The organism is Corynebacterium sp. HMSC08F01 (assembly GCF_001807545.1).
GTDB classification, from domain to species: Bacteria; Actinomycetota; Actinomycetes; order Mycobacteriales; family Mycobacteriaceae; genus Corynebacterium; species Corynebacterium coyleae.
In genome coordinates this window covers 1-22,889 of the sequence record NZ_KV789292.1, presented here as the reverse complement: position 1 = coordinate 22,889, position 22,889 = coordinate 1, and the positions used below count along the sequence as shown (strand labels likewise).

Annotated in this window: 25 protein-coding genes and 1 riboswitch; of the genes, 13 read left to right on the top strand and 12 right to left on the bottom strand. The window is 61.2% G+C overall.

Annotation, left to right across the window (positions count from 1 at the left end; translation table 11 throughout):
• A complete protein-coding gene (ftsE, locus tag HMPREF3171_RS03875) occupies positions 1–693 on the bottom strand; it encodes a cell division ATP-binding protein FtsE (protein ID WP_070483076.1) in 693 nt (230 codons plus the stop codon).
• 17 nt (positions 694–710) lie between these two features.
• Positions 711–1,820: a peptide chain release factor 2 gene (prfB, locus tag HMPREF3171_RS03870; protein ID WP_070483074.1), complete on the bottom strand. Its 1,110-nt coding sequence runs from the start codon at positions 1,818–1,820 to the stop codon at positions 711–713.
• Positions 1,821–1,877: 57 nt separating this feature from the next.
• Positions 1,878–1,989, top strand: a riboswitch (TPP riboswitch).
• On the opposite strand from prfB, the gene thiC reads away from it, so the two are divergent.
• Together thiC and HMPREF3171_RS03860 are read left to right on the top strand one after the other, a co-directional pair.
• The gene (gene thiC, locus HMPREF3171_RS03865; RefSeq protein WP_070483105.1) at positions 1,987–3,816 is read left to right on the top strand and encodes a phosphomethylpyrimidine synthase ThiC; all 1,830 of its coding nucleotides are present in this window, start codon (positions 1,987–1,989) and stop codon (positions 3,814–3,816) included. It overlaps the preceding riboswitch by 3 nt.
• A gap of 7 nt (positions 3,817–3,823) precedes the next feature.
• A complete protein-coding gene (locus HMPREF3171_RS03860; RefSeq protein WP_246815315.1) occupies positions 3,824–4,618 on the top strand; it encodes an inositol monophosphatase family protein in 795 nt (264 codons plus the stop codon).
• 46 nt (positions 4,619–4,664) lie between these two features.
• Here the strand turns inward: HMPREF3171_RS03860 and HMPREF3171_RS12050 are convergent, their stop codons facing one another.
• On the bottom strand, positions 4,665–5,540 hold the full coding sequence (locus HMPREF3171_RS12050; RefSeq protein ID WP_141750644.1) for a chymotrypsin family serine protease: 876 nt from the start codon (positions 5,538–5,540) through the stop codon (positions 4,665–4,667).
• A gap of 132 nt (positions 5,541–5,672) precedes the next feature.
• Between HMPREF3171_RS12050 and HMPREF3171_RS03850 the strand changes: the two genes are divergently transcribed.
• The 3 genes from HMPREF3171_RS03850 to HMPREF3171_RS03840 are packed head-to-tail and all read left to right on the top strand — an operon-like array spanning position 5,673 to position 8,609.
• On the top strand, positions 5,673–6,887 hold the full coding sequence (locus HMPREF3171_RS03850; RefSeq protein WP_070483072.1) for an amidohydrolase: 1,215 nt from the start codon (positions 5,673–5,675) through the stop codon (positions 6,885–6,887).
• A 35-nt stretch (positions 6,888–6,922) separates the two neighbouring features.
• Positions 6,923–8,200, top strand: a complete 1,278-nt coding sequence (locus HMPREF3171_RS03845) for a DUF418 domain-containing protein (protein WP_083291948.1) — start codon at positions 6,923–6,925, stop codon at positions 8,198–8,200.
• On the top strand, positions 8,175–8,609 hold the full coding sequence (locus tag HMPREF3171_RS03840) for a GNAT family N-acetyltransferase (RefSeq protein ID WP_070483070.1): 435 nt from the start codon (positions 8,175–8,177) through the stop codon (positions 8,607–8,609). Before HMPREF3171_RS03845 ends, HMPREF3171_RS03840 begins: the two co-directional genes overlap by 26 nt.
• Positions 8,610–8,629: 20 nt before the next feature.
• Here HMPREF3171_RS03840 and HMPREF3171_RS03835 read toward each other — a convergent pair whose 3' ends face one another.
• Together HMPREF3171_RS03835 and HMPREF3171_RS03830 are read right to left on the bottom strand one after the other, a co-directional pair.
• The gene (locus HMPREF3171_RS03835) at positions 8,630–10,366 is read right to left on the bottom strand and encodes a BCCT family transporter (RefSeq protein ID WP_083291947.1); all 1,737 of its coding nucleotides are present in this window, start codon (positions 10,364–10,366) and stop codon (positions 8,630–8,632) included.
• Positions 10,367–10,408: 42 nt separating this feature from the next.
• The gene (locus tag HMPREF3171_RS03830) at positions 10,409–10,576 is read right to left on the bottom strand and encodes a glycerol dehydrogenase (RefSeq protein WP_070422543.1); all 168 of its coding nucleotides are present in this window, start codon (positions 10,574–10,576) and stop codon (positions 10,409–10,411) included.
• A gap of 72 nt (positions 10,577–10,648) precedes the next feature.
• Between HMPREF3171_RS03830 and HMPREF3171_RS03825 the strand changes: the two genes are divergently transcribed.
• The 8 genes from HMPREF3171_RS03825 (at position 10,649) to HMPREF3171_RS03790 (ending at position 16,476) form a co-directional block, all read left to right on the top strand.
• Complete coding sequence (locus HMPREF3171_RS03825) at positions 10,649–11,584, top strand: cation diffusion facilitator family transporter (RefSeq protein WP_070483067.1); 936 nt, start codon at positions 10,649–10,651, stop codon at positions 11,582–11,584.
• 34 nt (positions 11,585–11,618) lie between these two features.
• Positions 11,619–12,290 (top strand): thiamine phosphate synthase, encoded by a 672-nt coding sequence (locus tag HMPREF3171_RS03820; protein WP_070483064.1) that lies wholly within the window; start codon positions 11,619–11,621, stop codon positions 12,288–12,290.
• 5 nt (positions 12,291–12,295) lie between these two features.
• A complete protein-coding gene (gene thiO / locus HMPREF3171_RS03815; RefSeq protein WP_070483061.1) occupies positions 12,296–13,357 on the top strand; it encodes a glycine oxidase ThiO in 1,062 nt (353 codons plus the stop codon).
• A complete protein-coding gene (gene thiS, locus HMPREF3171_RS03810) occupies positions 13,348–13,542 on the top strand; it encodes a sulfur carrier protein ThiS (protein WP_070483059.1) in 195 nt (64 codons plus the stop codon). The genes thiO and thiS overlap by 10 nt, the downstream gene beginning before the upstream one ends.
• A gap of 44 nt (positions 13,543–13,586) precedes the next feature.
• Positions 13,587–14,336 carry a thiazole synthase gene (locus HMPREF3171_RS03805; RefSeq protein ID WP_371327136.1) on the top strand — a complete coding sequence of 250 codons (750 nt, stop codon included), beginning with the start codon at positions 13,587–13,589 and terminating at the stop codon, positions 14,334–14,336.
• Between the two features lie 4 nt (positions 14,337–14,340).
• Entirely contained in the window at positions 14,341–15,441 is a 1,101-nt protein-coding gene (locus tag HMPREF3171_RS03800) for a ThiF family adenylyltransferase (protein ID WP_256388293.1), read from the top strand.
• A 17-nt stretch (positions 15,442–15,458) separates the two neighbouring features.
• Positions 15,459–15,908: a hypothetical protein gene (locus HMPREF3171_RS03795; protein ID WP_070422538.1), complete on the top strand. Its 450-nt coding sequence runs from the start codon at positions 15,459–15,461 to the stop codon at positions 15,906–15,908.
• Between the two features lie 97 nt (positions 15,909–16,005).
• Entirely contained in the window at positions 16,006–16,476 is a 471-nt protein-coding gene (locus tag HMPREF3171_RS03790; protein ID WP_070452108.1) for a hypothetical protein, read from the top strand.
• Between the two features lie 32 nt (positions 16,477–16,508).
• Here the strand turns inward: HMPREF3171_RS03790 and HMPREF3171_RS03785 are convergent, their stop codons facing one another.
• The 7 genes from HMPREF3171_RS03785 to HMPREF3171_RS12430 all read right to left on the bottom strand — a co-directional run bounded on the left by HMPREF3171_RS03785 (position 16,509) and on the right by HMPREF3171_RS12430 (position 22,766).
• Positions 16,509–17,024 (bottom strand): cytosine permease, encoded by a 516-nt coding sequence (locus tag HMPREF3171_RS03785; protein ID WP_141743335.1) that lies wholly within the window; start codon positions 17,022–17,024, stop codon positions 16,509–16,511.
• 280 nt (positions 17,025–17,304) lie between these two features.
• On the bottom strand, positions 17,305–17,886 hold the full coding sequence (locus HMPREF3171_RS03780) for an NADPH-dependent FMN reductase (RefSeq protein WP_022862715.1): 582 nt from the start codon (positions 17,884–17,886) through the stop codon (positions 17,305–17,307).
• Positions 17,887–17,926: 40 nt separating this feature from the next.
• The gene (locus HMPREF3171_RS11845) at positions 17,927–18,199 is read right to left on the bottom strand and encodes a hypothetical protein (RefSeq protein ID WP_133065267.1); all 273 of its coding nucleotides are present in this window, start codon (positions 18,197–18,199) and stop codon (positions 17,927–17,929) included.
• Positions 18,180–19,205, bottom strand: a complete 1,026-nt coding sequence (gene nrdF / locus HMPREF3171_RS03775) for a class 1b ribonucleoside-diphosphate reductase subunit beta (RefSeq protein WP_034666259.1) — start codon at positions 19,203–19,205, stop codon at positions 18,180–18,182. The genes HMPREF3171_RS11845 and nrdF overlap by 20 nt, the downstream gene beginning before the upstream one ends.
• A 51-nt stretch (positions 19,206–19,256) precedes the next feature.
• A complete protein-coding gene (nrdE, locus tag HMPREF3171_RS03770; RefSeq protein WP_052205721.1) occupies positions 19,257–21,452 on the bottom strand; it encodes a class 1b ribonucleoside-diphosphate reductase subunit alpha in 2,196 nt (731 codons plus the stop codon).
• 67 nt (positions 21,453–21,519) lie between these two features.
• Complete coding sequence (gene nrdI, locus HMPREF3171_RS03765) at positions 21,520–21,939, bottom strand: class Ib ribonucleoside-diphosphate reductase assembly flavoprotein NrdI (protein WP_033399510.1); 420 nt, start codon at positions 21,937–21,939, stop codon at positions 21,520–21,522.
• 146 nt (positions 21,940–22,085) lie between these two features.
• The gene (locus tag HMPREF3171_RS12430; protein ID WP_022862719.1) at positions 22,086–22,766 is read right to left on the bottom strand and encodes a metal-dependent transcriptional regulator; all 681 of its coding nucleotides are present in this window, start codon (positions 22,764–22,766) and stop codon (positions 22,086–22,088) included.
• Between the last annotated feature and the right edge of the window lie 123 nt (positions 22,767–22,889).

Sequence of the window (22,889 nt, the reverse complement as noted above, 5' to 3'; positions counted from 1 at the left end):
TTACTTCCTCACATCCCCGTAGACGCCGTTTTGTTCGTCGCGCACGACCTTGCCTAACTGCAGTTCGATGACGCGTTTGCGCATGTCATCCACCGCACGCGCGTTGTGCGTGGACATGACCACGGTGGTGCCCATGCGGTTAATGCGCGCCAGCAAGGCCATGATTTCGTCGGCGGTGCCTGGGTCGAGGTTGCCCGTGGGCTCGTCGCAAAGCATGAGCTTTGGCTTATCGACGAACGCACGCGCAATCGCAACACGCTGCTGCTCACCACCTGACAACTCGCGCGGCATACGATTCGCCTTCGCGCCGAGGCCGACAAGTTCGAGCGCCTCCGGCACGAGTTTGGCAATGCGGTCTTTCGGCTTGCCGATCACCTCGAGCGCGAACGCCACGTTGTCGTACACGTTGAGGTTGGGCAGCAGGCGGAAGTCCTGGAACACGTAGCCGATGGACTGGCGCAGTGTGTTAATCTGCTTGCCGGACAGTGCGTTGACGTGGAAGTCGCCGAAGTAAATGTCGCCGGAGGTGACGTTTTCCTCGCGGATCATCAACTGCAAAAACGACGATTTGCCGGAGCCGGACGCGCCGATCAGGAAGACGAACTCGCCGTCTGGGATCTCCAGGGTGACGTCGTTGAGCGCGGGGCGCGTGGACGTCGGATACGTCTTGGTCACATGGTCGAATCGGATCACGCGACACACCTTACCCGTTACTGGTGTGACTCTTGTTGCTGCTGTGCCATACGCCAGCGGATGCCAGCCTCCAGGAAGCCGTCGATGTCACCGTCGAGCACCTTCTGCGGGTCACCCACCTCATAGTCGGTGCGCAGGTCCTTCACCATCTGATACGGGTGCAGGACATAGGAGCGCATCTGGTTGCCCCAGCTGGCGTTGCCGCCCGCGCCAAGGGCGTCCATCTCCGCCTTTTCTTCCTGGCGCTTCTTCTCCAGAAGCTTGGACTGCAGCACGTTGAGCGCCGACGCCTTGTTCTGAATCTGGGACTTCTCGTTCTGGCAGGTCACCACGATGCCGGTCGGAATGTGGGTGATGCGCACCGCGGAGTCGGTGGTGTTCACGCTCTGCCCGCCCGGGCCAGAGGAACGGTAGACGTCCACGCGGATGTCGGAATCCGGGATGTCGATGTGGTCGGTGTGCTCCACGACGGGCAGCACCTCCACCTCTGCGAACGAAGTCTGGCGACGACCCTGGTTATCAAACGGAGAGATACGCACCAGGCGGTGCGCGCCCTGCTCCACCGACAACTGGCCGTAGAGGTAATCGCCGTGCACAACAAAGGTGGCGGATTTAATGCCAGCCTCCTCGGCGTAGGAGATGTCGTACACATCCACCTTGTGGCCAGCCTTTTCCGCCCAACGCACGTACATACGCATGAGCATCTCGGCCCAGTCCGCCGCGTCCACGCCACCGGCGCCGGAGCGGATGTTGACCACGGCCTCGCGCTCGTCGTACTCGCCGGAGAGCATGGTCTGCACCTCGAGCGAATCGATTTGCGCTGCCACGTCCGCCAACTCGTCGTCGGCCATGGAGGGGTCGCCTTCTTCTTCGGCGAGTTCGTACATGACCGGCAGATCGTCGATACGCGAGCGCAACGACGTGACCTTCTTCAACCGCGCCTGCACATTGGACAATTCGGTGGTCACCTGCTGTGCGTGCGCCGGATCGTCCCAAAGAGACGGGTCGCCGGCTTGGGCCTCGAGTTCGCGGGCGCGCTCGCGGAGCACGTCGAGGTCCATCACCTTCTCGATGGTGGAAAGTGTGGACGAAAGATCCTTAATCCGCGCTTGAGTCTCGGGCTGCATAACCGGGAAGTCTAGCGAACTGCCTGACGCAGCCACCACGACGGGATAGAGTGTGCTGCGACCCCACACGGGCGCCCGAGGCATCGGGCTGAGATCGCGCTACGCCTGCGCGAGCACCGTTCGAACCTGTCTGGTTAGCACCAGCGAAGGAAGTAAGGAGAAGGTCGTGCCTGAAACGCATGCCGATATTTATGCCCAGGAAATCCACCCCAAGCACGCATACGCGCCGATTCTGAAGGACGGGCTGGAGGTTCCGGAAACCGCGATCCACCTGGACGACTCCCCTACCGGCCCCAACGAGCCGTTCAAGATCTACCGCACCCGCGGCCCCTGGGCCGAGCCGGAAGTTGGCCTGCCCAACCTGCGCGGCGAGTGGATCACCGCCCGCGGCGACGTGGAGGAATACGTCGGCCGCGAGCGCAATTTGCTTGACGACGGCCGCGCTGCCGTCCGCCGCGGCTCCGCCAGCGAAGAGTGGCGTGGCGCCTCCCGCAAACCGTTGCGCGCCAAGCCGGGCAAGCGTGTCACCCAGATGGCCTACGCCCGGCGCGGCGAAATCACCCGCGAGATGGAATTCGTGGCGCTGCGTGAACACTGCGACGTAGAGAAGGTCCGCGCGGAGGTTGCCGCCGGCCGCGCGATCATCCCGAACAACGTCAACCACCCGGAAAGCGAGCCGATGATCATCGGCAACGCATTCCTGACCAAGATCAACGCCAACATCGGTAACTCCGCCGTGACCTCCTCCATCCGCGAAGAGGTGGAGAAGCTGCGCTGGGCCACCCGCTGGGGTGCCGACACCGTCATGGACTTATCCACCGGCAACGACATCCACGCCACCCGCGAGTGGATCCTGCGCAACTCCCCCGTGCCCATCGGCACCGTGCCCATCTACCAGGCGCTAGAGAAGGTTGACGGCATCGCCGAGGACCTGACCTGGGAGATCTTCCGCGACACCGTCATCGAACAGTGCGAGCAGGGCGTCGATTACATGACCGTCCACGCCGGCGTGCGCCTGCCTTACGTGCCGCTGACCTCCAAGCGTGTGACCGGCATCGTCTCCCGCGGCGGATCGATCATGGCCGGCTGGTGCCTCGCCCACCACAAGGAATCCTTCCTGTACGAAAACTTCGACGAGCTCTGCGAGATCTTCTCCCAGTACGACGTCGCATTCTCGCTTGGCGACGGCCTCCGCCCCGGCTCCGTCGCCGACGCCAACGACGCCGCCCAATTCGCCGAACTCAAAACCATCGGCGAGCTGTGCAAGCGCGCCTGGGACTTTGACGTCCAGGTCATGATCGAAGGCCCCGGCCACGTTCCTCTGAACATGATCCAGGTAAACAACGAGAAGGAACAACAGTGGTGTGGCGGAGCGCCGTTCTACACCCTCGGCCCCCTGGTCACCGACATCGCCCCTGGCTACGACCACATCACCTCTGCCATCGGCGCCGCCAACATCGCCGCCGGCGGCACCGCCATGCTCTGCTACGTCACCCCGAAGGAACACCTGGGACTTCCCAACCGCGACGACGTGAAAACTGGCGTGATCACCTACAAACTCGCCGCCCACGCCGCCGACGTAGCCAAGGGTCACCCGGGCGCGCGCGACTGGGACGACGCCATGAGCAAGGCACGCTTCGAGTTCCGCTGGCACGACCAGTTCGCCCTCTCCCTCGACCCCGACACTGCGCAGGCCTACCACGACGAAACCCTGCCGGCCGAGCCCGCGAAGACCGCCCACTTCTGCTCCATGTGCGGACCAAAGTTCTGCTCGATGCGCATCAGCCAGGACATTCGCGACGAGTTCGCCGACCAAATCGCAGACCTCGGCATGCCGTCATTCGACTTCTCGGGCGGTGCTGGCGGCGCTGGCGGTGCTGGCGGTGCAGGCCCCGACGCCAAGGCCGGCGAGCGCGAGATGGCTCAGGAGTTCCGCGACTTAGGCTCCAACGTCTACCTCCCCGAGACCCGCGAGGGTGCGCCGACTGCGCCATAATGGCGGCGTGACTGAAGCATTTATCAACGCACACCGTTCCTCCTCCGACGCCGAACTGGCCGCCGCGCTTGTCCAACACGCCGGCGGCCTTGCCCTTCGCATGCGCGCCGAGGGCCTGGGCACGGAGTTCAAAACCTCCGTGTCTGACGTGGTCACGGAGGCGGATCGTGCCGCGGAGCGTTTCGTCGCTAATGCGCTCGAGGCGCTGCGCCCTGACGACGGCGTCATCGGCGAGGAGGGCGCCAACCGCCCCTCCCGCACCGGCCGCACCTGGGTGATCGACCCCGTCGATGGCACCTACAACTTCTCGCAAGGCTCCGACTACTTCTGTTCGGCGCTCGCTCTTATCGACGACTCCCCGTCCCCCACCCCAACCATCTCCGCCATCCACCGCCCTGCACTGGACACCACCTGGGTCGCCGCCGACGGTGTGGCCCCCCGCAACGGCGTTGCCCTGCCCGACCTCGAGGACGCCCCGCTCGCCGAAATCGCCCTGGTGACCTACCTCCACCCCACCTTTATGTCGGATGATGCCGTTCGTGAGCCCTGGCTGCGCGTGGTTTCAGGCGCCGCCACGATCCGCATGCTCGGCGCCGGCTCCGTCGACCTGGCCAACATCGCCGCAGGTCAAATGGGTACGTGGATGCAGCACTCCGTCCCCGACTGGGACTGGCTGCCCGGCAAGGCGCTCGTCGAGGCCGTCGGTGGTCGCTGCGTCAAGGTCGACGCCGGCGGCGTGACCTGGTGCGTGGCGGGCAACCCCCGCGTGGTCGACGAGATCGCCGACCGCCTCCGCGCCTAGCGGTCTTTGCCTCCCCGCGACTCCCCCAAGCCCCGGGCGCTAAGAACTACGGGAGCCGGAACCCGCCTTTGACGGATGGCAGGACGGAGTCGAGACGCGCTGATGCGGTTGGCGCGTGGATCGGGCCTTGTAGCGGGCTGTGGCATGCGATGTCGAATGGTGCGTGCCAGGTGCCGCCGTTGACCATGGCGATGACGCGGTCGCCGACCATGAGTGGGGCGCCGGAGTCGCCTTGCATGGCGCAGACGTGGTTGACGTTGTGGGTGTCCCAGTCGGTGAAGGTGGGTGCGCAGGTGTAGCCGGAGGCGACGCCTTTCTTGCACACGGTGCCGCCGGGGCGGACGGGGGCGCCGCCGACGTGGTTGGCGGTGATGCCGTCGTAGGTGCGGGTGACTTCGGTGTTTTTGTCCAGGGTGATCACGGCGAAGTCTTTTTGTTTGTCTACTTGGGTGATTGTGCCGGTGGTGCCGAGTTGGGGTGCGTCGGCGGATTTGACCTTGTCGCCGACGTTGCCGCAGTGGCCGGCGGTGAGGGCGACTTTTTGGCCGCGGTCGTTATAGCCGGCGACGGTGGTGGTGCACATGAACTCGGAGCCGGGGGTGTTGCCGACGTAGAGCGGGGTGCCGGGTCCGTAGAGGGCGTTGCCGCGGGCGCGGGCTTGGTCGGCTTCGGCGGGGACGCGGGGGGCGTCGTGGAAGGATCCGGGGACGCGGTGGAGGACGCGGTCGGCGCCGGGTTTGCCGGCGAGGGCTTTGGAGATGATGTCGGTGCGCCAGATGTAGTTGGGGTCGGCGGTGTCGACGGGCGCTGCGTTTTGTGCCATCGCGGGTGCGGCGTCTGCGCTAAGAGCAGGCGTGACGACGAGAGCGAGGGCGGAGACGGCGGCAGCGACAATGGTGCGGGCCGATGGGAGGCGGCGCATACTTATCCCCTATCAGTGTTTCGAAGGCGCGTGAAGACAACTTTTGCCACAGTAATCACTTGGGCAACATTGGCACCATTCAACCATACGAAGACCCACCCGGGGGTGCTTTCGGGCACGTAAGGTAGGCCCATGGCTGACTTACCGAAACTCACTGGACGCCTCGCAGGTTTCGAGGACACGATCGACAAGACGCGCGACAAGCGCGAAGACCTTTACAAGTGGTTCCACCGGAACCCGGAGCTGTCGATGCAGGAGTTTGCTACCTCGCAACGCATTGAGGAGCTACTCACCGCGATCGGTTACACCGTCACGGCGGTGGGCAAGACGGGCAAGGTCGGCGTGCTGGAAAACGGCGAGGGTCCGGTGGTGTGCTTCCGCGCGGATTTCGATGCCCTGCCGATCAGCGAGGCGACCGGCCTGGAATACTCGGCGGATCCGGCGCTGAACCGGATGCATGCGTGCGGCCACGACATGCACACGACTGCCCTGCTGGGTGCGGCGGAGGCGTTGGCGCAGCACAAGGACCTGTGGTCGGGCACGTTTATCGCACTGTTCCAGCCGGGTGAGGAAACCGGCGCGGGCGCGGTGGATATGGCGCAAGCGGGTTTGGCGGAGAAGATCGTCAAGCCGGATGTGGTGTTAGGCCAGCATGTGGGTCCGTGGATCGACGATTATGGCGTCGGCGCACTGTCCGGCCCGGTGTTTTCCACGTGTGTGCAGACCAAGATCACGATTTTCGGCCGCGGCTCGCACGGCTCGATGCCGCAGCATGGCATCGACCCGGTGGTGCTTGCGGCGAAGGTGATCATGAGCCTGCAGACGATCATCTCGCGAAACATCGATCCGCAGGAGATGGGCGTGGTCACGGTCGGCGCGGTCCACGGCGGCGATTCGCCGAACACGATCCCGGATTCGGTGGAGCTCAAGGTGTCCACGCGCGCGTTTACGCAGGAGATTTCGGACAAGCTTAACGACGACATCAAGCGCATCGTCCAAGGAGAATGCGCCATTGCGGGTTGCGACCGGGAGCCCACCTTCGAGGTCATTGGCGGCGCCCCGGTGTTTAGTAACCACGAGGAGCCGACGGAGAAGGTCATGGCGGTGTTCCGCGAGCAGTTTGGTAAGCGCGCGGGCAACTTCGGCCGGTTGTCGGGTTCGGAGGACTTCCCCACCATCGCGGAAGCTTGGGGCGTGCCGTACTTCTACTGGGCGGTAGGCAGCAAGAAGGAAATGGAGGGCGCTCCGGCGAACCACTCTCCCCTGTTCGCGCCGGATTTGGATCCGGTGTTGGACCATTCGACGCGCACGATTTTGGCGGCGGTGTCGCCGTGGCTGATGCCGTAGCGCACGTGTCGGGCTAGCCGTGTAGGTTGAGCCGCATGAATTCGCATGCGGCACCGCACCCGAACCAGCAACCCGCGCAACCTCAGCAACCCGCGCAGCCCCTAAAGCAGCGCCTGATCGTGCCTGATCTGGCGCGCGGCACCGCACTGCTTGGCATCGCGATGGCCAATGTGGCGCAGACGTGGATCACGAATGATTGGTCTGAGGACCAGTCGCGTGCGGGCTGGTCGGTGGGTGGTGTCCGCCCGGACAGCGTCATCGACCAGGTCAGCGCCGTGTTCGCCGCGATGTTTATTCACGTGCGCGGGCTGCCGATGTTCTCCACCCTGTTGGGGTTCGGCTTCGGGCTGGTGGCGGCCAGTCTCTACCGCAAGCACTATCCGTTGAAGGATGCGCGGCGGGTGTTGGTTCGTCGATACGCAGTGCTCGCGTTGTTTGGTTTGGCACACATGCTTGGCCTGTTTTATGGCGACATCATGCTCACGTATGGCCTGGTGGGCATCTTGTTGGCGTGGGGGTTGTCGTGGTCGACGAAGACGTTGCGCATTGTGGCGTATTCGATCCTGGGCTTGTTCACCACGTTCGGGGTGTTAGGTGGCGTCTCGGCGTTTTTCTTCAATTCTTCGGAGGCGATCATACAGCCGGATCCGACGATCACGTTTGATACGCCAGCGGCATATTTCTCCTCAAACCTGCAGATGGCGTTGGGCATGCTGGCCATGCAGCCTGTTGCGGCGTTGCAGTTGTGGGCGCTGGCGATTATCGGGTTTGTGTGGGCGCGGGAGCGGGTGCTTATCGACGTCACCACGCACCGCAAAACCCTCATCACCTGGACCGTTATCGCCGCGGTGATCATCGTGGGCATCGGGCTGCCGTGGGGCTTGGCGGCCGCGGGCGTGCTGCCGGCACAGTGGGAGCTGCCGCTGTTCATCCTGAACCAGGCGCTGGGTTACTTCACGGGCCCGGGCATCCTGGCGGCACTCGCGCTGGCCACGCACCGCCTGAACAACGACGTGCCGGGGTGGGCGCGCGCGTTCGTGGCGTTGGGTAAGCGTTCCATGTCGGGGTACCTGGCACAGTCGGTGCTGTTCGTGCTGCTGTGCACCCCGGCGTTTCTGGGCATCGGCCTGGACACCACGGTGACCGGCAAGCTGGGCATTGGCTTGCTAGTGTGGGCGATCACGATCGCGCTCGCGATGCTGCTGGAGCGCGCCGGCAAGCAGGGTCCGTTTGAGTGGGCTCACCGCCACCTCTCGTATGGCAGGACAGGAAGGATTGAGCCGAAAAATGATCAGGTTTCTATCGCTGGATGAGATGACGCCGCGGCAGGTCCATCAGTTGTACAAGTTGCGGGTGGATACGTTCGTGGCGGAGCAGCAGTGCCCGTACGCGGAGATCGATGATCAGGACGCCAACCCCGAGACGAAGCACATTCTTGCTTTGCTTGACGACGACACCTTCGCCGGCTGCGCCCGCGTCTTCCCCACCGAGACGGGATCGCGCTTTGGGCGTTTCGTGGTCCACCCCGACCACCGCGGATCGGGCCTCGGCCCGGAGATCGTGCGTGCCGGTATCGAGTATACGGAGCGCTTCCCCGGGGATTTGGTCATCGAGGCACAGGCCGGCCTTGTCGGCTACTACGAGCAGTTCGGACTGGTGGCCGAGGGTGAGGAATTCCTGGACACCGGAGTTCCCCACCGCAAGATGCGGATCAAGCGCTAGTCCTGGCGCTAGGCCAAGCGCTAGTCCTGGCGGCGTTCGTCGACAATGGTGTCGCGCTCGCCGCGCTCGAGTTTGAAGCCTTCGGGGAACTTCCAGGAGTCGTCCTCGGCGTCGTATTCGAGTTCGGGGCGCTCCACCTCGTTGCCTTGCGCGTCGTAGCCCGGCGCGGGTTTGTTTTCGCCTTCTTCGAGTTTCTCGGCGGTGTCGGTCTTCTCCCAGGTGCGGGAGCGGGTCTTACGGGCGGCGGCGGAGTCGTCGCTCATGGCCTTGATCAGGGAGTACATCATGACGAAGTACATGAAGAAGAACGGCAGGGCGATGATGATCACGACTTGTTGGAGGGCGTTGATGCCGGAGTCGTTGATAAACAGCAGCGCGCCGGTGACCAGGCCGACGGCGACCACCCAGCCGACGCGGTAGTAGGTGGGTGATTTGTTTTCCTCGCCGGAGGCGAACATGTCCATCACCAGGGCGGCGGAGTCCATGGATGTGACGAAGTACAGCACGATCACAATCAAGGCGACGGTGCCGGTGATGGTGTACAGCGGGTAGTCCGCAAGCAGGCTAAACAGTGCCTGTGGGGTGTCGCCGTCTTCCACCACGGGTTTGGTCAGCACGCCGGGGTTTCGTTCTTCCATGTCGATGGCTGCGCGACCGAAGATGGAGAACCACACCAGGTCGAACGCGGTGGGCAGCAGCAGGGTGCCGCCGATGAACTCGCGGACGGTGCGGCCGCGGGAGATGCGGGCGAAGAACATACCCACGAATGGCGACCAGCAGATGGTCCAGGCCCAGTAGAAGGCGGTCCAGGTGGCGTGCCAGCCGGGGTTGTCGTTGTAGGAGTCGACCCAGAACATCAGCTCGGGCAGGGATTGGGCGTAGATGCCGAAGGATTCGGTGATCTGGCCGAGCAGTTTCAGGGTGGGGCCGGTGAGCAGCACGAAGAGCATCAGTGCGATGGTGCCGGCGATGTTGAGGTTGGACAGGATCTTCACGCCCTTGTCCAGGCCGGTTGCCACGGAGATGGAGGCGGCGATGGTGATGCCGCAGATGATCGCGATCTGCACCGGGGTGACCAGGGGCACGTCCCAGAGGATGTTCATGCCGGCGGAAATCTGCAGTACGCCCAGGCCGACGGAGACGGCGAGGCCGAAGACGGTGCCGATGATGCCCAGGGCGTCGAGAAGTTTGCCGGGCGCTTCGTACACGCGGCGGCCGAGCAGTGGCGCGAACATGGAGGACATTCGCGCGGGCATTTTGCGCTTATAGACGAAGTACCCCACCGCCAGACCAGGCAACGTGAAAATGACCCACATGTGGATGCCGAAGTGGTAGTAGGTGAACTCGAACGCTTGGATGATGGCGTCGCGGCTCATGGATTCGTAGCCGCCGCGTGGCGGGTTGAAGGCGTGGTTCAGCGGTTCGGCGGCACCCCAGAACAGCAGCGTTGCGCCCATACCGGCGGCAAAGAGCATGCCGAACCAGACGGGGTATGAGTATTCGGGTTCATCGTCGTCGTCGCCAAGCCGCAGGTTGCCGTAGCGGGAGACGAACACGCAGATCAAAAAGACCAGCGTGGCGGAGATACCGCCGACGTAGAGCCACGTGAAGTGGTCCATCAGCCAGCCAGAGACGGCGGCGTAGGACTCGCGGGCGGTATCGCCGAACGCGATGGTGCCCGCAACGAAGATGAGGATGAACCCCAAGGCGGAGAAGAAAATCAAGGGGTCTGACTGGAGACGGCGTGTGCGCGCCATAAGGGGTGTTCCTAACTGGTGGGAAACAACAACGCGCCCGGGTTAACGCCCGGGCTTGATCAGTGCACCGGCGGCAGAGGAGGTCACAGCGGACCCGATAAGTACTCCGACGGTGTAAAGGATGCCGGTGACGCCGAGCATTTGCAGCAGCCAGCCGAAGAACAGCGCGCCCACGACGGCACCTGCGATTGCGACGACCCAACGGCCCATGGTGTGTTCCTTTCAATGAGACAGCATTGACGTGGACAACCAGCCTACGTAAGTGCTACGATTCGTCCCGCTATGAATACCCAAGAACCCGCCCCTACCAGGGCAGCTGTTGATGAACAAAAACTTTTAGAGCGCTTCATGTGGCTCTCCATCGGCGCTACCATTGTCACGATTGTGCTGAAGGCAATCGCGGCGTGGGTGACGGGTTCTGTGGGTTTCTTATCGGACGCGTTGGAGTCCGGGATCAACCTCGTCGCAGCCGCCGTGGGCCTGTGGGCGCTGAAGCTTTCAGCCAAGCCGGCGGACGACAACCACAACTTTGGCCACTCCCGCGCCGAGTACTTCTCCGCCCAGGTGGAGGGCACACTCATCCTGATCGCCTCTATGGTGATCATTTATACGGCGGTGGATCGCCTGATCAACCCGGTACCGGTGGAGCAGCTCGGCATCGGCCTGGCGTTCTCTATCGTGGCCACGCTGCTGAACCTCGGCGTGGGTGTCGCGCTCATCCGTGCGGGTAAGAAGTACCGCTCCGCCACCCTGAACGCGGACGGGCACCACTTGCTTACGGACGTGTGGACCACGGTGGGCGTCATCGTGGGCATGGCCCTGGTGTGGCTGACTGGCTGGCAGCCGCTCGACCCGATTGTGGCGCTACTAGTTGGCCTGAACATCCTGTTCACCGGCTACAAGTTGCTCAAGGGTGCGATCCTGGGGCTGCTGTCGCACACGCTGCCCGAGGATGAGCAGAAGGTTGTCCATAACTTTCTGGATGCCTATGCCAAGGACAACGGCGTGACGTTCACGTCGGTGCGTACGGCGGAGGCTGGCCGCGACCGCTTGGTCAACCTGGTTATGCAGGTGCCAGGCTCCTGGACGGTGGATCACTCCCACGATCACGCGGATGCGGTGGAGGAAGGTATCGCCGCAGCGCTTGGTGGCGCGGAGACGATCGTGCACATCGAGCCGCTGGGCCATCCGACGCGTACCGGCCCGCTGCAGATCTAATCCGCATAGGGTGATGTGCATGGATTCGCAGCTTATGGGCAAACCCGAACTCGATTTACGCTGTTATTTTGTCACCGGCCAGGGTGACGACATTGTGGAGCGCGCCCGCGCCGCCGCGGCTGGCGGTGCCGGGGTGGTGCAGGTGCGCTCGAAGCCGATTAGTGCGCGCGACCTGTACGACCTTGCCCGCGAGGTGGCCGAGGCCGTCCACGAGGTGAACCCGAAGACGCAGGTGCTTATCGACGACCGCGTCGACGTCGCCCTAGCACTACGCGACCACGGCATCGCCGGCGTGCACGTGGGCCAAGACGATCTGGACGTGAAGGTAGCGCGCGACCTGCTCGGCCCGGACGCGATCATCGGCCTGACCACCGGCACGATGGAACTGGTTCAGGCTGCGAACGCATACAAAGACGTGATCGATTACATCGGCTGCGGCCCCTTCCGCAACACCCCGACGAAGGACTCGGGCCGGCCTCCCCTAGGCTTCGGCGGCTACCCGCCCCTGGTGGAGGCTGCCCAGGTGCCGCTGGTGGCCATCGGGGACGTGACGGTGGACGACGCGTACCACCTGGCGCTTGCCGGCGTGGACGGGTTGGCCATTGTTCGCGGCATCATGCACGCCGATAATTCCCAGGACTATTGCGAGCGCGTGGTCGCGGAGTTTGAAAGGGGCCAAACGGACCGGGCAAAAGCGCTACCCTGATCGCTGTGAATATCTCGGTTGTCGGTGCTGGCATCATCGGTCTGTCCACTGCGCTTACGTTGGCGGATCGCGGCCATGCGGTCACGGTGTACGACCCGGCACCGGTGTCGGGGGCGTCGCATTATGCGGGTGGGATGCTCGCTCCTACCGCTGAAGTCGTCTATAAGCAAGACCCGCTCTTTCCGCTGATGGCGGCGTCTGCGGCGCTCTACCCGGATCTGATCAAGCTCACCGCGAAGTACTCGGATTTGCCCACGGGCTATCGCACGGAGGGCACGCTGGTGGTCGCGCGCGATGTTGCGGACAAGACGCACCTGGCGGAACTGAGCGAGTATCAGGAAAAGCACGGCATGGCGGTGGAGAAGGTCACCACTCGGCAGGCGCGCGGTCTTGAGCCGGCGCTCTCCCCTGCCATTAACGGTGCGGTGCGGATTGCAGGTGACCACCAGGTGCAGCCGCGCTTGTTTACCAAGGCGCTCCTGGATGCCTGCGCGAATGCCGGGGTGACATTCAAGTACGAGCGCGTGGATAGTACGGACGAGCTGGACGGGGATCAGGTTGTCGTCGCTAATGGTCTGGGTGCTCGTGACCTTGTGCCGTTTCTGGATCTGCGCCCGGTGTACGGCGACGTGCTGCACGTGCGTGTGCCGGACCATCAGTACCCGCTGCTGAACCATGTGGTGCGCGGGTTTGTGGAGGATCGTCCGATCTACCTCATTCCGCGCGAGGACCACACGCTGACTATCGGCGCGACTACACGCGAGGACGGCCGCGACCAGCCGCAGGTGCAGGGCGTTCACCAGCTGCTGCGGGATGCGATTGAGGTGGTGCCGGCGGTTGAGGAGTGCGATTTCCTCGAGGCCGGCGCCGGTGCGCGCCCGGGCACGCCGGATGATTTGCCGTACATCGGTCGTATCGACGAGCGCACCGTGGTGTCCACCGGTTACTTCCGGCACGGGATTTTGCTGGCGGCGTTGGGGGCTCGGTGTGGTGCTGGGGTCGTCGAAAAGCAAGCACCATTCATAAACTTATCCGCATGCGACCCGAGGAGGCACGAATGCAACTAACGCTCAACGGTGAAAGGACCACCACCCAAGCCACGACTGTGCAGGAGTTGGTGGCGGAGGTCGGCGCGCCTGAGGCCGGCACTGCCGTAGCGGTGAACGGTGAGGTCGTGCCGCGCTCGCAGTGGGGGCAGGCGCTTATCGACGACACCACAGTGGACATCCTCACCGCCGTCCAAGGAGGCTAGACGTGCTTGAAATTTCTGGTCAGCGGTTTGAATCCCACCTGATTATGGGCACAGGTGGGGCGAGTTCCTTTGACATGCTGGAGCGCGCCCTGGTGGCAAGTGCGACGGAGATGACCACGGTGGCCATGCGCCGCCACTCCGCGACCACCGGCGCGGGCGAGAGCGTGTTTGACCTGCTTAAGCGCCTGAATATCCGTCCGCTGCCGAACACTGCGGGGTGTCGCACGGCGCGCGACGCGGTGATCACGGCGAAACTTGCGCGTGAGGCGCTGGGCACGGATTGGGTGAAACTGGAGGTCATCGCGGACGACCGCACGCTGCTGCCCGATGTGGTGGAGACCGTCGACGCCTGCGAGATGCTCGTGGACGAGGGCTTTACGGTGCTGGCGTACACCTCCGACGACCCGGTGGCGGCCAAGCGCCTGGAGGATCTCGGTGCGGCTGCGGTGATGCCGTTGGGTTCCCCGATTGGCACAGGCCTGGGCATTTTGAACCCGCACAACATTGAGTTGATCTGCTCGCGCGCGCAGGTGCCGGTGCTTATCGACGCCGGCCTGGGCACCGCATCCGACGCCTCCCTTGCCATGGAACTCGGGTGTTCGGGCGTGCTGTTGGCCAGCGCGGTGAACCGTTGCCAGGACCCGGTGGCCATGGCGCACGCGATGCGCCACGCGGTGGAGGCCGGCCGCCTGGCCCGCGCTGCTGGGCGCATCCCGAAGCGCGAGCACGCCGTGGCGTCGTCCACCTTCGACGGTTTGGCCAGCTGGGCCGACTGGGAAGACGCGGTGCTGTAGGGCCGTGCTGCCGGAAAACGAACTCAAGCGCACCGCGCGCCAGATGAACCTGCCCGGATTCGGCCCGGAGCAGCAAGAACGCCTATACGACGGGCACGTGTTGGTCATCGGCGCCGGTGGCCTGGGCTGCCCCGTCATGCAGACGCTGGCCGCCACGGGCGTTGGCAGCATTACGGTGTGGGATGACGACCACGTGGACATCACCAACATCCACCGCCAGATCCTCTTCGGCGCCGAGGACGTCGGCCGCAGCAAGGTGGAGGTGGCCGCAGAGCGCCTGCGCGCGCTCCAGCCCGGCATCACTGTCACGCCGGTGAAGGATCGCCTGACCGCCGACAACTTCATCGAGGCCCTTGACGGCATCGACTTACTTATCGACGGCTCAGATACCTTTGCCACCAAATTCCTCGCCGCCGACGCCGCCGAAATCACCGGCACGCCGCTGCTGTGGGGTTCGGTGCTGCGCTACCGCGGCGACATCGCTCTGTGGCACTCCGGCCCCGGCGCGCCAGAGGGTGGCGTGGGCATGCGGGACCTCTACCCCACCCAGCCGGATGCGGATTCCGTGCCGGATTGTGCCACCGCGGGTGTGCTCGGCGTGACCACCTCCGTGGTGGGTGGGCTGATGTCCACCGAGGCCGTGAAGTTCCTCGCGGGCATCGGTGAGGTGGAGATCGGCCGGCTGCACATGTACGACGCGCTGACCACCACCATCCGCCGCTTCACCGTCCCCCGCGACCCGGCGCGCCCACTGACCACGCGGTTGAGCACCTACACCGACGCCTGCACCGTGAGCACCGAGGGGCGATTGCTTTTCGACGACATCACTACCCGCAAAGCTCACGCCCTGGACATCCGTGAACCCCACGAGCGGGCGATTGCGGACCTGCCGGTCAACTCCACTCACCTGCCGCTGAGCGAGATCGAGCACGACCCCGAGGCGGTTTCTCGCACACTGTCGCAGTACGCCGAAGGCGACGACGTGGTGGTCTATTGCGCCGGTGGAGTGCGTTCTGAAAAATTTGTGAAAACCTATGCGGAACAGGCGAAACAACTCGGAATTGTGCTGAAATCGCTGCCAGGAGGCGTGCAACGCTGGGGATAGCCTGGAATACTTCTGTTATGCAGATCACACGTACAGCCCCAGTAACCGTCGCTGCCGTCGCGATCCTTACCGCCACCGCAGCCCTCGCCCCCTCCGCCGCCGCACAAAACAACGTCGGTACCTACTCCAACCAGAACGGCAACGTGCGTTGCGAGTCCTACCAAGTCGGCGGCGAAACCAAAACCATTTGCGTCTCCGACACCGCCCGCAAAACCCAGCCGGAGTGCAACCCTCCAGAGCAGCTCATCCCCGCAGTGTCCATCAGCCGAGGCTTTACCGGCACCCACTGCTGGAACCAAGGCTTTGTGGGCCAGCCGAAGAAGCTCAACCCGCTGCAGGTGCAGCGCTTCGGCTCCGCGTTCATTGTCCCGGGCTTTACCGGTGAGCTCTACGTCTTCGACACCGCCAACATCGCGCTCGTGCGCGCAGGTTCCACGAACTCCGTGATCTGGAAGTTGCAGCGCTAACCACAAACCACACATCCGTTCGAGAATCCGCCTCCCGGTGTCGGAGGCGGATTTATAATGTCTCCTTGTCCGAACACAACCGAATAAGGAGGCGTTGTTGGGCGAACTGCTCAAAGCCGCAGTGGGGTGCATTGAAGCCCCGTCCCTATTTCCCCGAGAACTGAAAATTTTGATGCAGGTGGCGTTGCTTGCAGACGACACCACTGGCCCCACCCTCACCCCCACCGGCACCGTCCGCCAAGCAACAGCGGGCCGGGTGGAAAACTTCGGTGGGCCCCGCATGACCAACTGGCTGAAGCGCGACATCATCGATGCGACACTGCCCACCTTCACCGGCACGGGTTGGCTCCAGGAGGTCCCCGGCCCCGAAAACGACGGTGCTTACCAACTCAACCTGACACGGTTGAAGCGGCTTCTCGACGAGGCGGAGGCGCACCTTGCCACCGGCGAGCACGACCAGGAAGCGCTCGAGCAGGCGGATCGGGAACTGCCCGGCGACTTCGACACCGCGCCGGAAGATTTGGCCGAGCAGGTGGATCGGATCTTGGTCAGCAACCCGGCGCGGTAGGACGCCGGGTCGGGCACGGCAGGGCGCGACTCCTAGGCCGCAGTCCCCTCCTGACGGCGGATGCGGCCCCGGCGCCCAAACCACGCCGCCACGAAGGAGAGTACGAGTGCGACGAGCACACCGAGGTTCGCGTCCGCCCAGTGCTCCCCAACCAGTGGCAGGAAGTATCCCTGCCAGTTGTTCCAGGAAGCTTCCTCCGCAAACATGTTGGCCACAAGACCCCAACCGATCACCGAGGACACGGCAAGGATCCCGATCGAGGTCCAGTCCACGGCGCCGTAGCGACCTGCCGAATCGTACAACGCCGGCTCGTCGTAATCCTTAGTGCGGGCGAAGATGTCCGCAACGAGAATGCCTGCCCAGCTAGCCAGCGGCACGCCGAGGGTGATCAGGAACGACTGGAACGGCCCAAGGAAGCTTTGGGAGACGAAGACGACCCAGATGGTGCCGATGGTCAAAATGACGCCGTCGATAGCTGCAGCCGCCGGACGCGAGATCTTAATCCCAAGGGTGAGCAGCGTCAGGCCCGAAGAGTAGATGCCCAGCACCCCCCGACGGCGGCAAGCCGTAGATGGGGGTCTCCCCTGCCCTGTATGGCCCTGTAGCGGCCTAACAGGATGTCGCCAGGGTCAGTGTCCAGCGACAGCGCTAAAACCGCTCTAATTCAGCGAAAATCGAAGAATTAGAGCGGTGTTTTTTGAAGCGTCCTGGGTTCAGATTCAGGTAACTCAAGGATGAGTGTGAATCCGGGGTTTGTGTCTTTGAGAAGGCCCTTTAGAAGCCTTCAAGTACTTCGTAGAGGGCGGTGGCTAGGGTTAGTCGCCGTCGCTAGCTGTGCTTGGCTGTTAATGTCATGTCGACCAACTGCAGGAAGCGTATAACGTAGTCTTTGACAAAGCCTGCGGTGCCTTCATTGAGATGGCCGGAGTCTTCGAAGAGGGTGGGGGATTGGCCAAGGAATACCTCGGGCTGACCAGGAAGCGGCATATCGAAGTAGGACAGGGCGAGCCGGAGGTTCTTCTGTGAACTGTAGCCGCCCATGCGGCCTACAGAGTGACTGATGATACCTGCGGGAAGGTTCTTCCAAGCCACATCCGAGTTGGGCTTGGAACCGATGTCCACTGCATTCTTGAGACAGGCAGGGATAGTACGGTTATTTTCCGGGGTAACAAAGAGGACGCCGCTCGAGTTCTTGATGGTGTCGCGGAAAGTGGTGTACTCAGCTGGAATGGGCTTGTCCGTGACCGAGGGGTCATCGTAGTCGAAGTCATAGAGCGGCAAGTCACGGATTTCAACGATGTCTGCCTGGTAGTTTTCAGGAATCATTGTGAGCACTTCGTGTGCAATCTTGCGCGCAAATGAGCCGCGGCGCAGGCTGCCGACGATAACACTAATGCGTGGGGTGGTCATAGGAAGTCCTTTCTTCTTAGTTGGGCGTAGGTACGTGCGATCAAGGGAGAAAAGGCTTGCAGCCAAAGGCAGGCGGTGGCCCGGCGGCGTGGGCGGCAGTAAGAAAGTTATCCACTTTGTCTTCTTCATGGCGGAAGTACAGTTCGATGAGTCCTAACAGTCCCCCGAGGACGGCCTCCCGTGCGGCGGACGTATCCAAAAGCCGCATGGCTGCTGGTTGGTTTCCTTCGCGGATGGCTTCAAACAGCGCGATGGTCTCAAGCCAGCTTCCTTGGTCTGGTCGTGGAAACGGTTTAGAAATCCCAGTCATCATCACTCGTTTCTTCAGCGGTGCCAATGACATAGGAGGAACCGGAGCCGGAGAAGAAGTCATGGTTTTCATCTGCTCCAGGTGCTAGGGCAGCGAGGATTTCCGGGTTCACTTCCGTTTCTTCAGGTGGGAAGTAGTCCGGGTAGCCCAAATTCATGAGCGCCTTATTGGCGTTATAGCGAACGAATACAGCTACATCATCCATGAGCCCCAACGGCTCATATAGCTCGCCGGAATAATCCAGCTCTAGGGCATAAAGCTCTTCGAGCAAGGAAATAGTGAAATCATGCATCTCCTGTTGCCGTTGTGGAGCAGACGTTTCCAGTCCGCGCTGGTACTTGTAGCCTGAGTAGTAACCGTGCACTGCCTTGTCACGCAGAATGAGGCGAATCATGTCTGCCGTATTTGTCAGGGTGGCGTGGACGGAAAAATGCAGGGGAAGATAGAAACCCGCGTAGAGAAGCAGCGAGGAAAGCAGCGTCGATGACACTTTGCGCTTGAGTGGATCGGGTCCAAAATAATGAGTGAGCACTTTTTTGGCGCGTGCCTGGAGAAGGTCATTATTCACCGCCCAGCGGTATGCCTCATCAATTTCTTTCGTACTGCTCAAAGTAGAAAACACTGAAGAGTAAGAACGGGCATGGACTGATTGCATGAAGGCGATGTTGGTATACACGGCCTCCTCGTGCTCGGTGCGGGCATCTTGGATCTGACAGATTTCGCCCACAGTGGCCTGGACGGTGTCCAGGGTGGTGAGTCCCGTGAACACCCGCATGGTGAGGTTGCGTTCCTCCGGTGTCATCCTCTGCCACGCCGGGAGATCGTTTGAAAGTGGAACCTTTTCTGGCAACCAAAAGTTGGCGGTGAGGCGGTTCCACACTTCAAGATCCTTCTCATCGCTCACCCGATTCCAATTGATGGCGCGGATGCGGGCTGAAGGGTCATGCCGGTAACTTGGCGGCGTAACTGAGATGCTGGTTAGCTCAGCAGTGTTTGATGTTGAAGACATAGCTTCTTTCTTTCTTGATGGATGGTTGTGAATGAAGGAAGGACCGTGTTCCTACAGAGCACAGGAAACGCAGCCTTCGACCTCGGTTCCCTGGAGTGCAGGTTGGCGTAAACGGATGTAGTACAAGGTCTTGATTCCGGCTTTCCAGGCATAGATTTGTGCCTTGTTGATGTCCCGCGTAGTGGTGTCAGCGGTGAAGAACAAAGTCAGGGAAAGCCCTTGGTCCACGTGTTGGGTGGCCATAGCGTAGGTGTCGATGATTTTTTTGTACCCCACGGTGTAGGAGTCATCGAAATACTCCAAGTTGTCGTTGGTCATTTCCGGTGCGGGGTAGTACACGCGCCCCAAGCGGCCTTCCTTGCGTATTTCAATCTTGGAGGCAATCGGGTGTATGGACGCGGTGGAGTCATTGATGTAGGAAATTGATCCAGTGGGTGGAACTGCCTGCAAGTAGGCGTTGTAGATGCCGTCTTGCATCACTTGGTTCTTGAGCCGTAGCCAATCCTCGCGTTGAGGAATCTGCACGCCAGCCTCATGGAATAGCTGTTTTACGTGGTCAGTGGCCGGCGCCCAGTCTTGGTCGATGTACTTGTCGAAGTAGACGCCAGTGGCATAGGTGGATTCTTCAAAGCCAGTGAATCGTTGACCTTTCTCAACCGCTAGCGCATGGGATGCACGGAGCGCATGATAGGTCACGGTCAGGAAATAGATATTTGTAAAGTCCAGTGCTTCGGCGCAGCCATAAGGAATACGCTTGGAAGCCAGGAAACCGTGGAGATTCATTTGGCCCAACCCGATGGCATGCATGGATGCATTACCGTGAGCGATGGAAGGAACAGCTTCGATATTTGTTAGGTCTGAGACCTTCGTGAGAGCGCGCACCGCGGTTTCAACAGTTTCCCCAAAGTCCGGTGATTCAAAAGCTTTAGCGATGTTGAGCGACCCTAGATTGCAGGAAATGTCCTGGCCAACGGTGGTGTAGTTACCTGAGGCGCCGTAGGTGGATGGCGTGTTGACCTGGAGGATCTCACTACACAGATTGGACATATTGATATGTCCTTTGAGGGGATTAGCGCGGTTGACCGTATCCTCAAAGAGTATGTAGGGGTATCCAGATTCAAACTGAAGCTCAGCCAGCGTGGTGAAAAACTCGCGGGCCTTGATAGTCGTATGAGAAATTCGCGGATTGGAAACCAGCTCGTCGTAATACTCGGTGATAGACATGTCAGACATGGCTACGCCGTACTCGCGAGCGATGTCATACGGGCTAAAAAGATGCATATCCTTGTTCTCTTTGGCCAGCTGGAAGGTTATATCTGGAATAACAACTCCCAGCGAAAGAGTCTTAATGCGGACTTTCTCATCGGCATTTTCCCGCTTGGTATCCAGGAAACGAAGAATATCTGGATGGTGCGCATGCAGGTAGACGGCTCCAGCGCCCTGTCGAGCGCCCAATTGGTTGGCATAGCTGAAGCTATCTTCCAGAATTTTCATGACTGGGACTACGCCGGAAGCTTGGTTCTCAATCTTTTTGATTGGGGCTCCGGATTCGCGCAGATTGCTCAGTAACAAGGCCACACCACCGCCGCGTTTTGAAAGCTGCAGTGCAGAGTTCACGCTGCGGCCAATGCTTTCCAAATTGTCTTCGATGCGAAGGAGGAAGCAGGAGACCATTTCGCCACGCTGGGCTTTTCCTGCGTTGAGAAAAGTAGGGGTGGCGGGCTGGAAGCGTCCGGTCATGATGTCATCCACCAGCTTCTCCGCAAGCTCTTCATCGCCCTGTGCAAGGTACAAAGCTGTGGTGGCGACGCGTTCTTCGTAGCCTTCCAGAAATCGCGAGCCATCAAAGGTTTTCAGTGCGTATGAAGTAAAGAACTTAAATGCGCCGAGGAAAGTGCGGAACTGATGCTTGGCTCGGTGGGCTCTGTCGTACATAGTGCACAGAAAATCGTCATCATAAAGCTCAAGGAATTCCCGCTCGTAGTATTCGTTATCAACCAACCACTCCAAGCGCTGCTTGGTGGATTCAAACTGATGCATGCGGGGAGTGACATGGTGCGCTAAAAAGTCTTGTGTTGCCTCAATGTCCTTGTCGAACTGGATTCTTCCCGAATCGTCGAATAGGTTCAGCTGCGCGTTGAGTGCATGGTAGCTCTTGCGCTTACCGACACCGCCGGCATCGTCTGCTGAAGCGGTGCGGGGCGTAGGGCCAATGGGCTGTGTGGGGGTGGCCTTAAGTGGCGGCATTGTGGTTTCCAATCTGTGTGTTGCGGATGTGGTCTTCATTTTGTGGGAAATCAATGGGGTGTAATTGTTAGTTGCTTTGCTGCTCCCAAAACTTGTGAAGGCCCTGCTTTACAGCGGCAACGTCCTTCTGCGTGCCGAGTAGCTCGAAGTGATACAGCTCTGGAACGTGGCACTTAGCGGAAATGATGCGGCCGGCGACGCAGTAAGCGCTTCCGAAGTTGGTATTGCCTGAGGTAATCACGCCCCGGATAAAGGAACGGTTGATTGGGTCATTGAGGAAGTCGATGACCTGTTTGGGGACTGCGCGTTTGAGCGAGCCACCGCCGTAGGTTGGAACGATGAGTACGTACGGGTGTGAAACCTGGATCATTCCGGTTTTCTTGGGCCGCAGTGGAATGCGCACTGCGGGTCTATCTAAGCGTTCGACGAATCTTTTTGTGTTTTCAGAAACGCTAGAAAAGTACACCAAATCTGGTGAGTCTGACATGACAATCCTGCTCATCCTGGCCTTAGCCATAAGTGGGATAGGTGATGATCGAAAAGATTAACTACGTACTACCGTAGTTGCAAACTACGCCGCACCGTAGTTTTTAAAAGGGCAGGTAGGGACAGGATTAATGAGAAAGGGAAAGACTACAGGCTGTGGTGTGCTACAAACACTGCGTCCGTAGCTGGGCGCCCAAGTACTACCCACTGAGTACTGTCGGCTACCTGTACTTCGAGCGATTCTGAAAAGGGCGTTCCTTCGCGCGTGGTAAGAACAGCCCCAATGACGATGCCTTGCTCTTTGAGGAAGGCCAGCAGTTGTGGGTCGGAATCAGAAATGCGTTCCACGGTCACCTGCGGTTGTGCGCCGCTGTCGGTGAGACGGTGCGCACTGGGGATAGTGACCTGTCCATCAACCGTAGGGATAGGGTCGCCGTGTGGATCCCTAGTGGGGTAATTGAGGAACTTATCCACGCGCTCTATGAGCATGTCAGACACCGCGTGTTCAAGATTCTCGGCTTCATCATGGACCTCGTCCCACGTATAATCCAATGCTTGAACCAAAAAAGACTCAAGCAATCGGTGGCGGCGCACCATGACCAATGCGTACTGCCTGCCAAGTTCGGTTAACTCCACAGAGCCATAGGGCGTGTGTGACACGAGCCCTTGCTTCGACATTTTGCGCACTGCATCGGAGACCGAGGAGAGCTTGAGTCCCAGCTGTTTCGCTATAAGTGTGGCGGTAACGGGCTCGGATGACCATTCCTTTAGCCCCCAGATAGCTTTCAAATAGTTCTGGGTACTGGTGGACAGCTCAGAAACAGACATGAGTAAATGTTAACCCAGCTTCCGTATGCGCCTTAGGCGCTGTGCCCCAACGCTCATAGCGAACAGAGGCCAAGTTTGAGAGGAATGCCGGTATGAAGTGCCCCGGGTTTTGTTCCTAGGCGT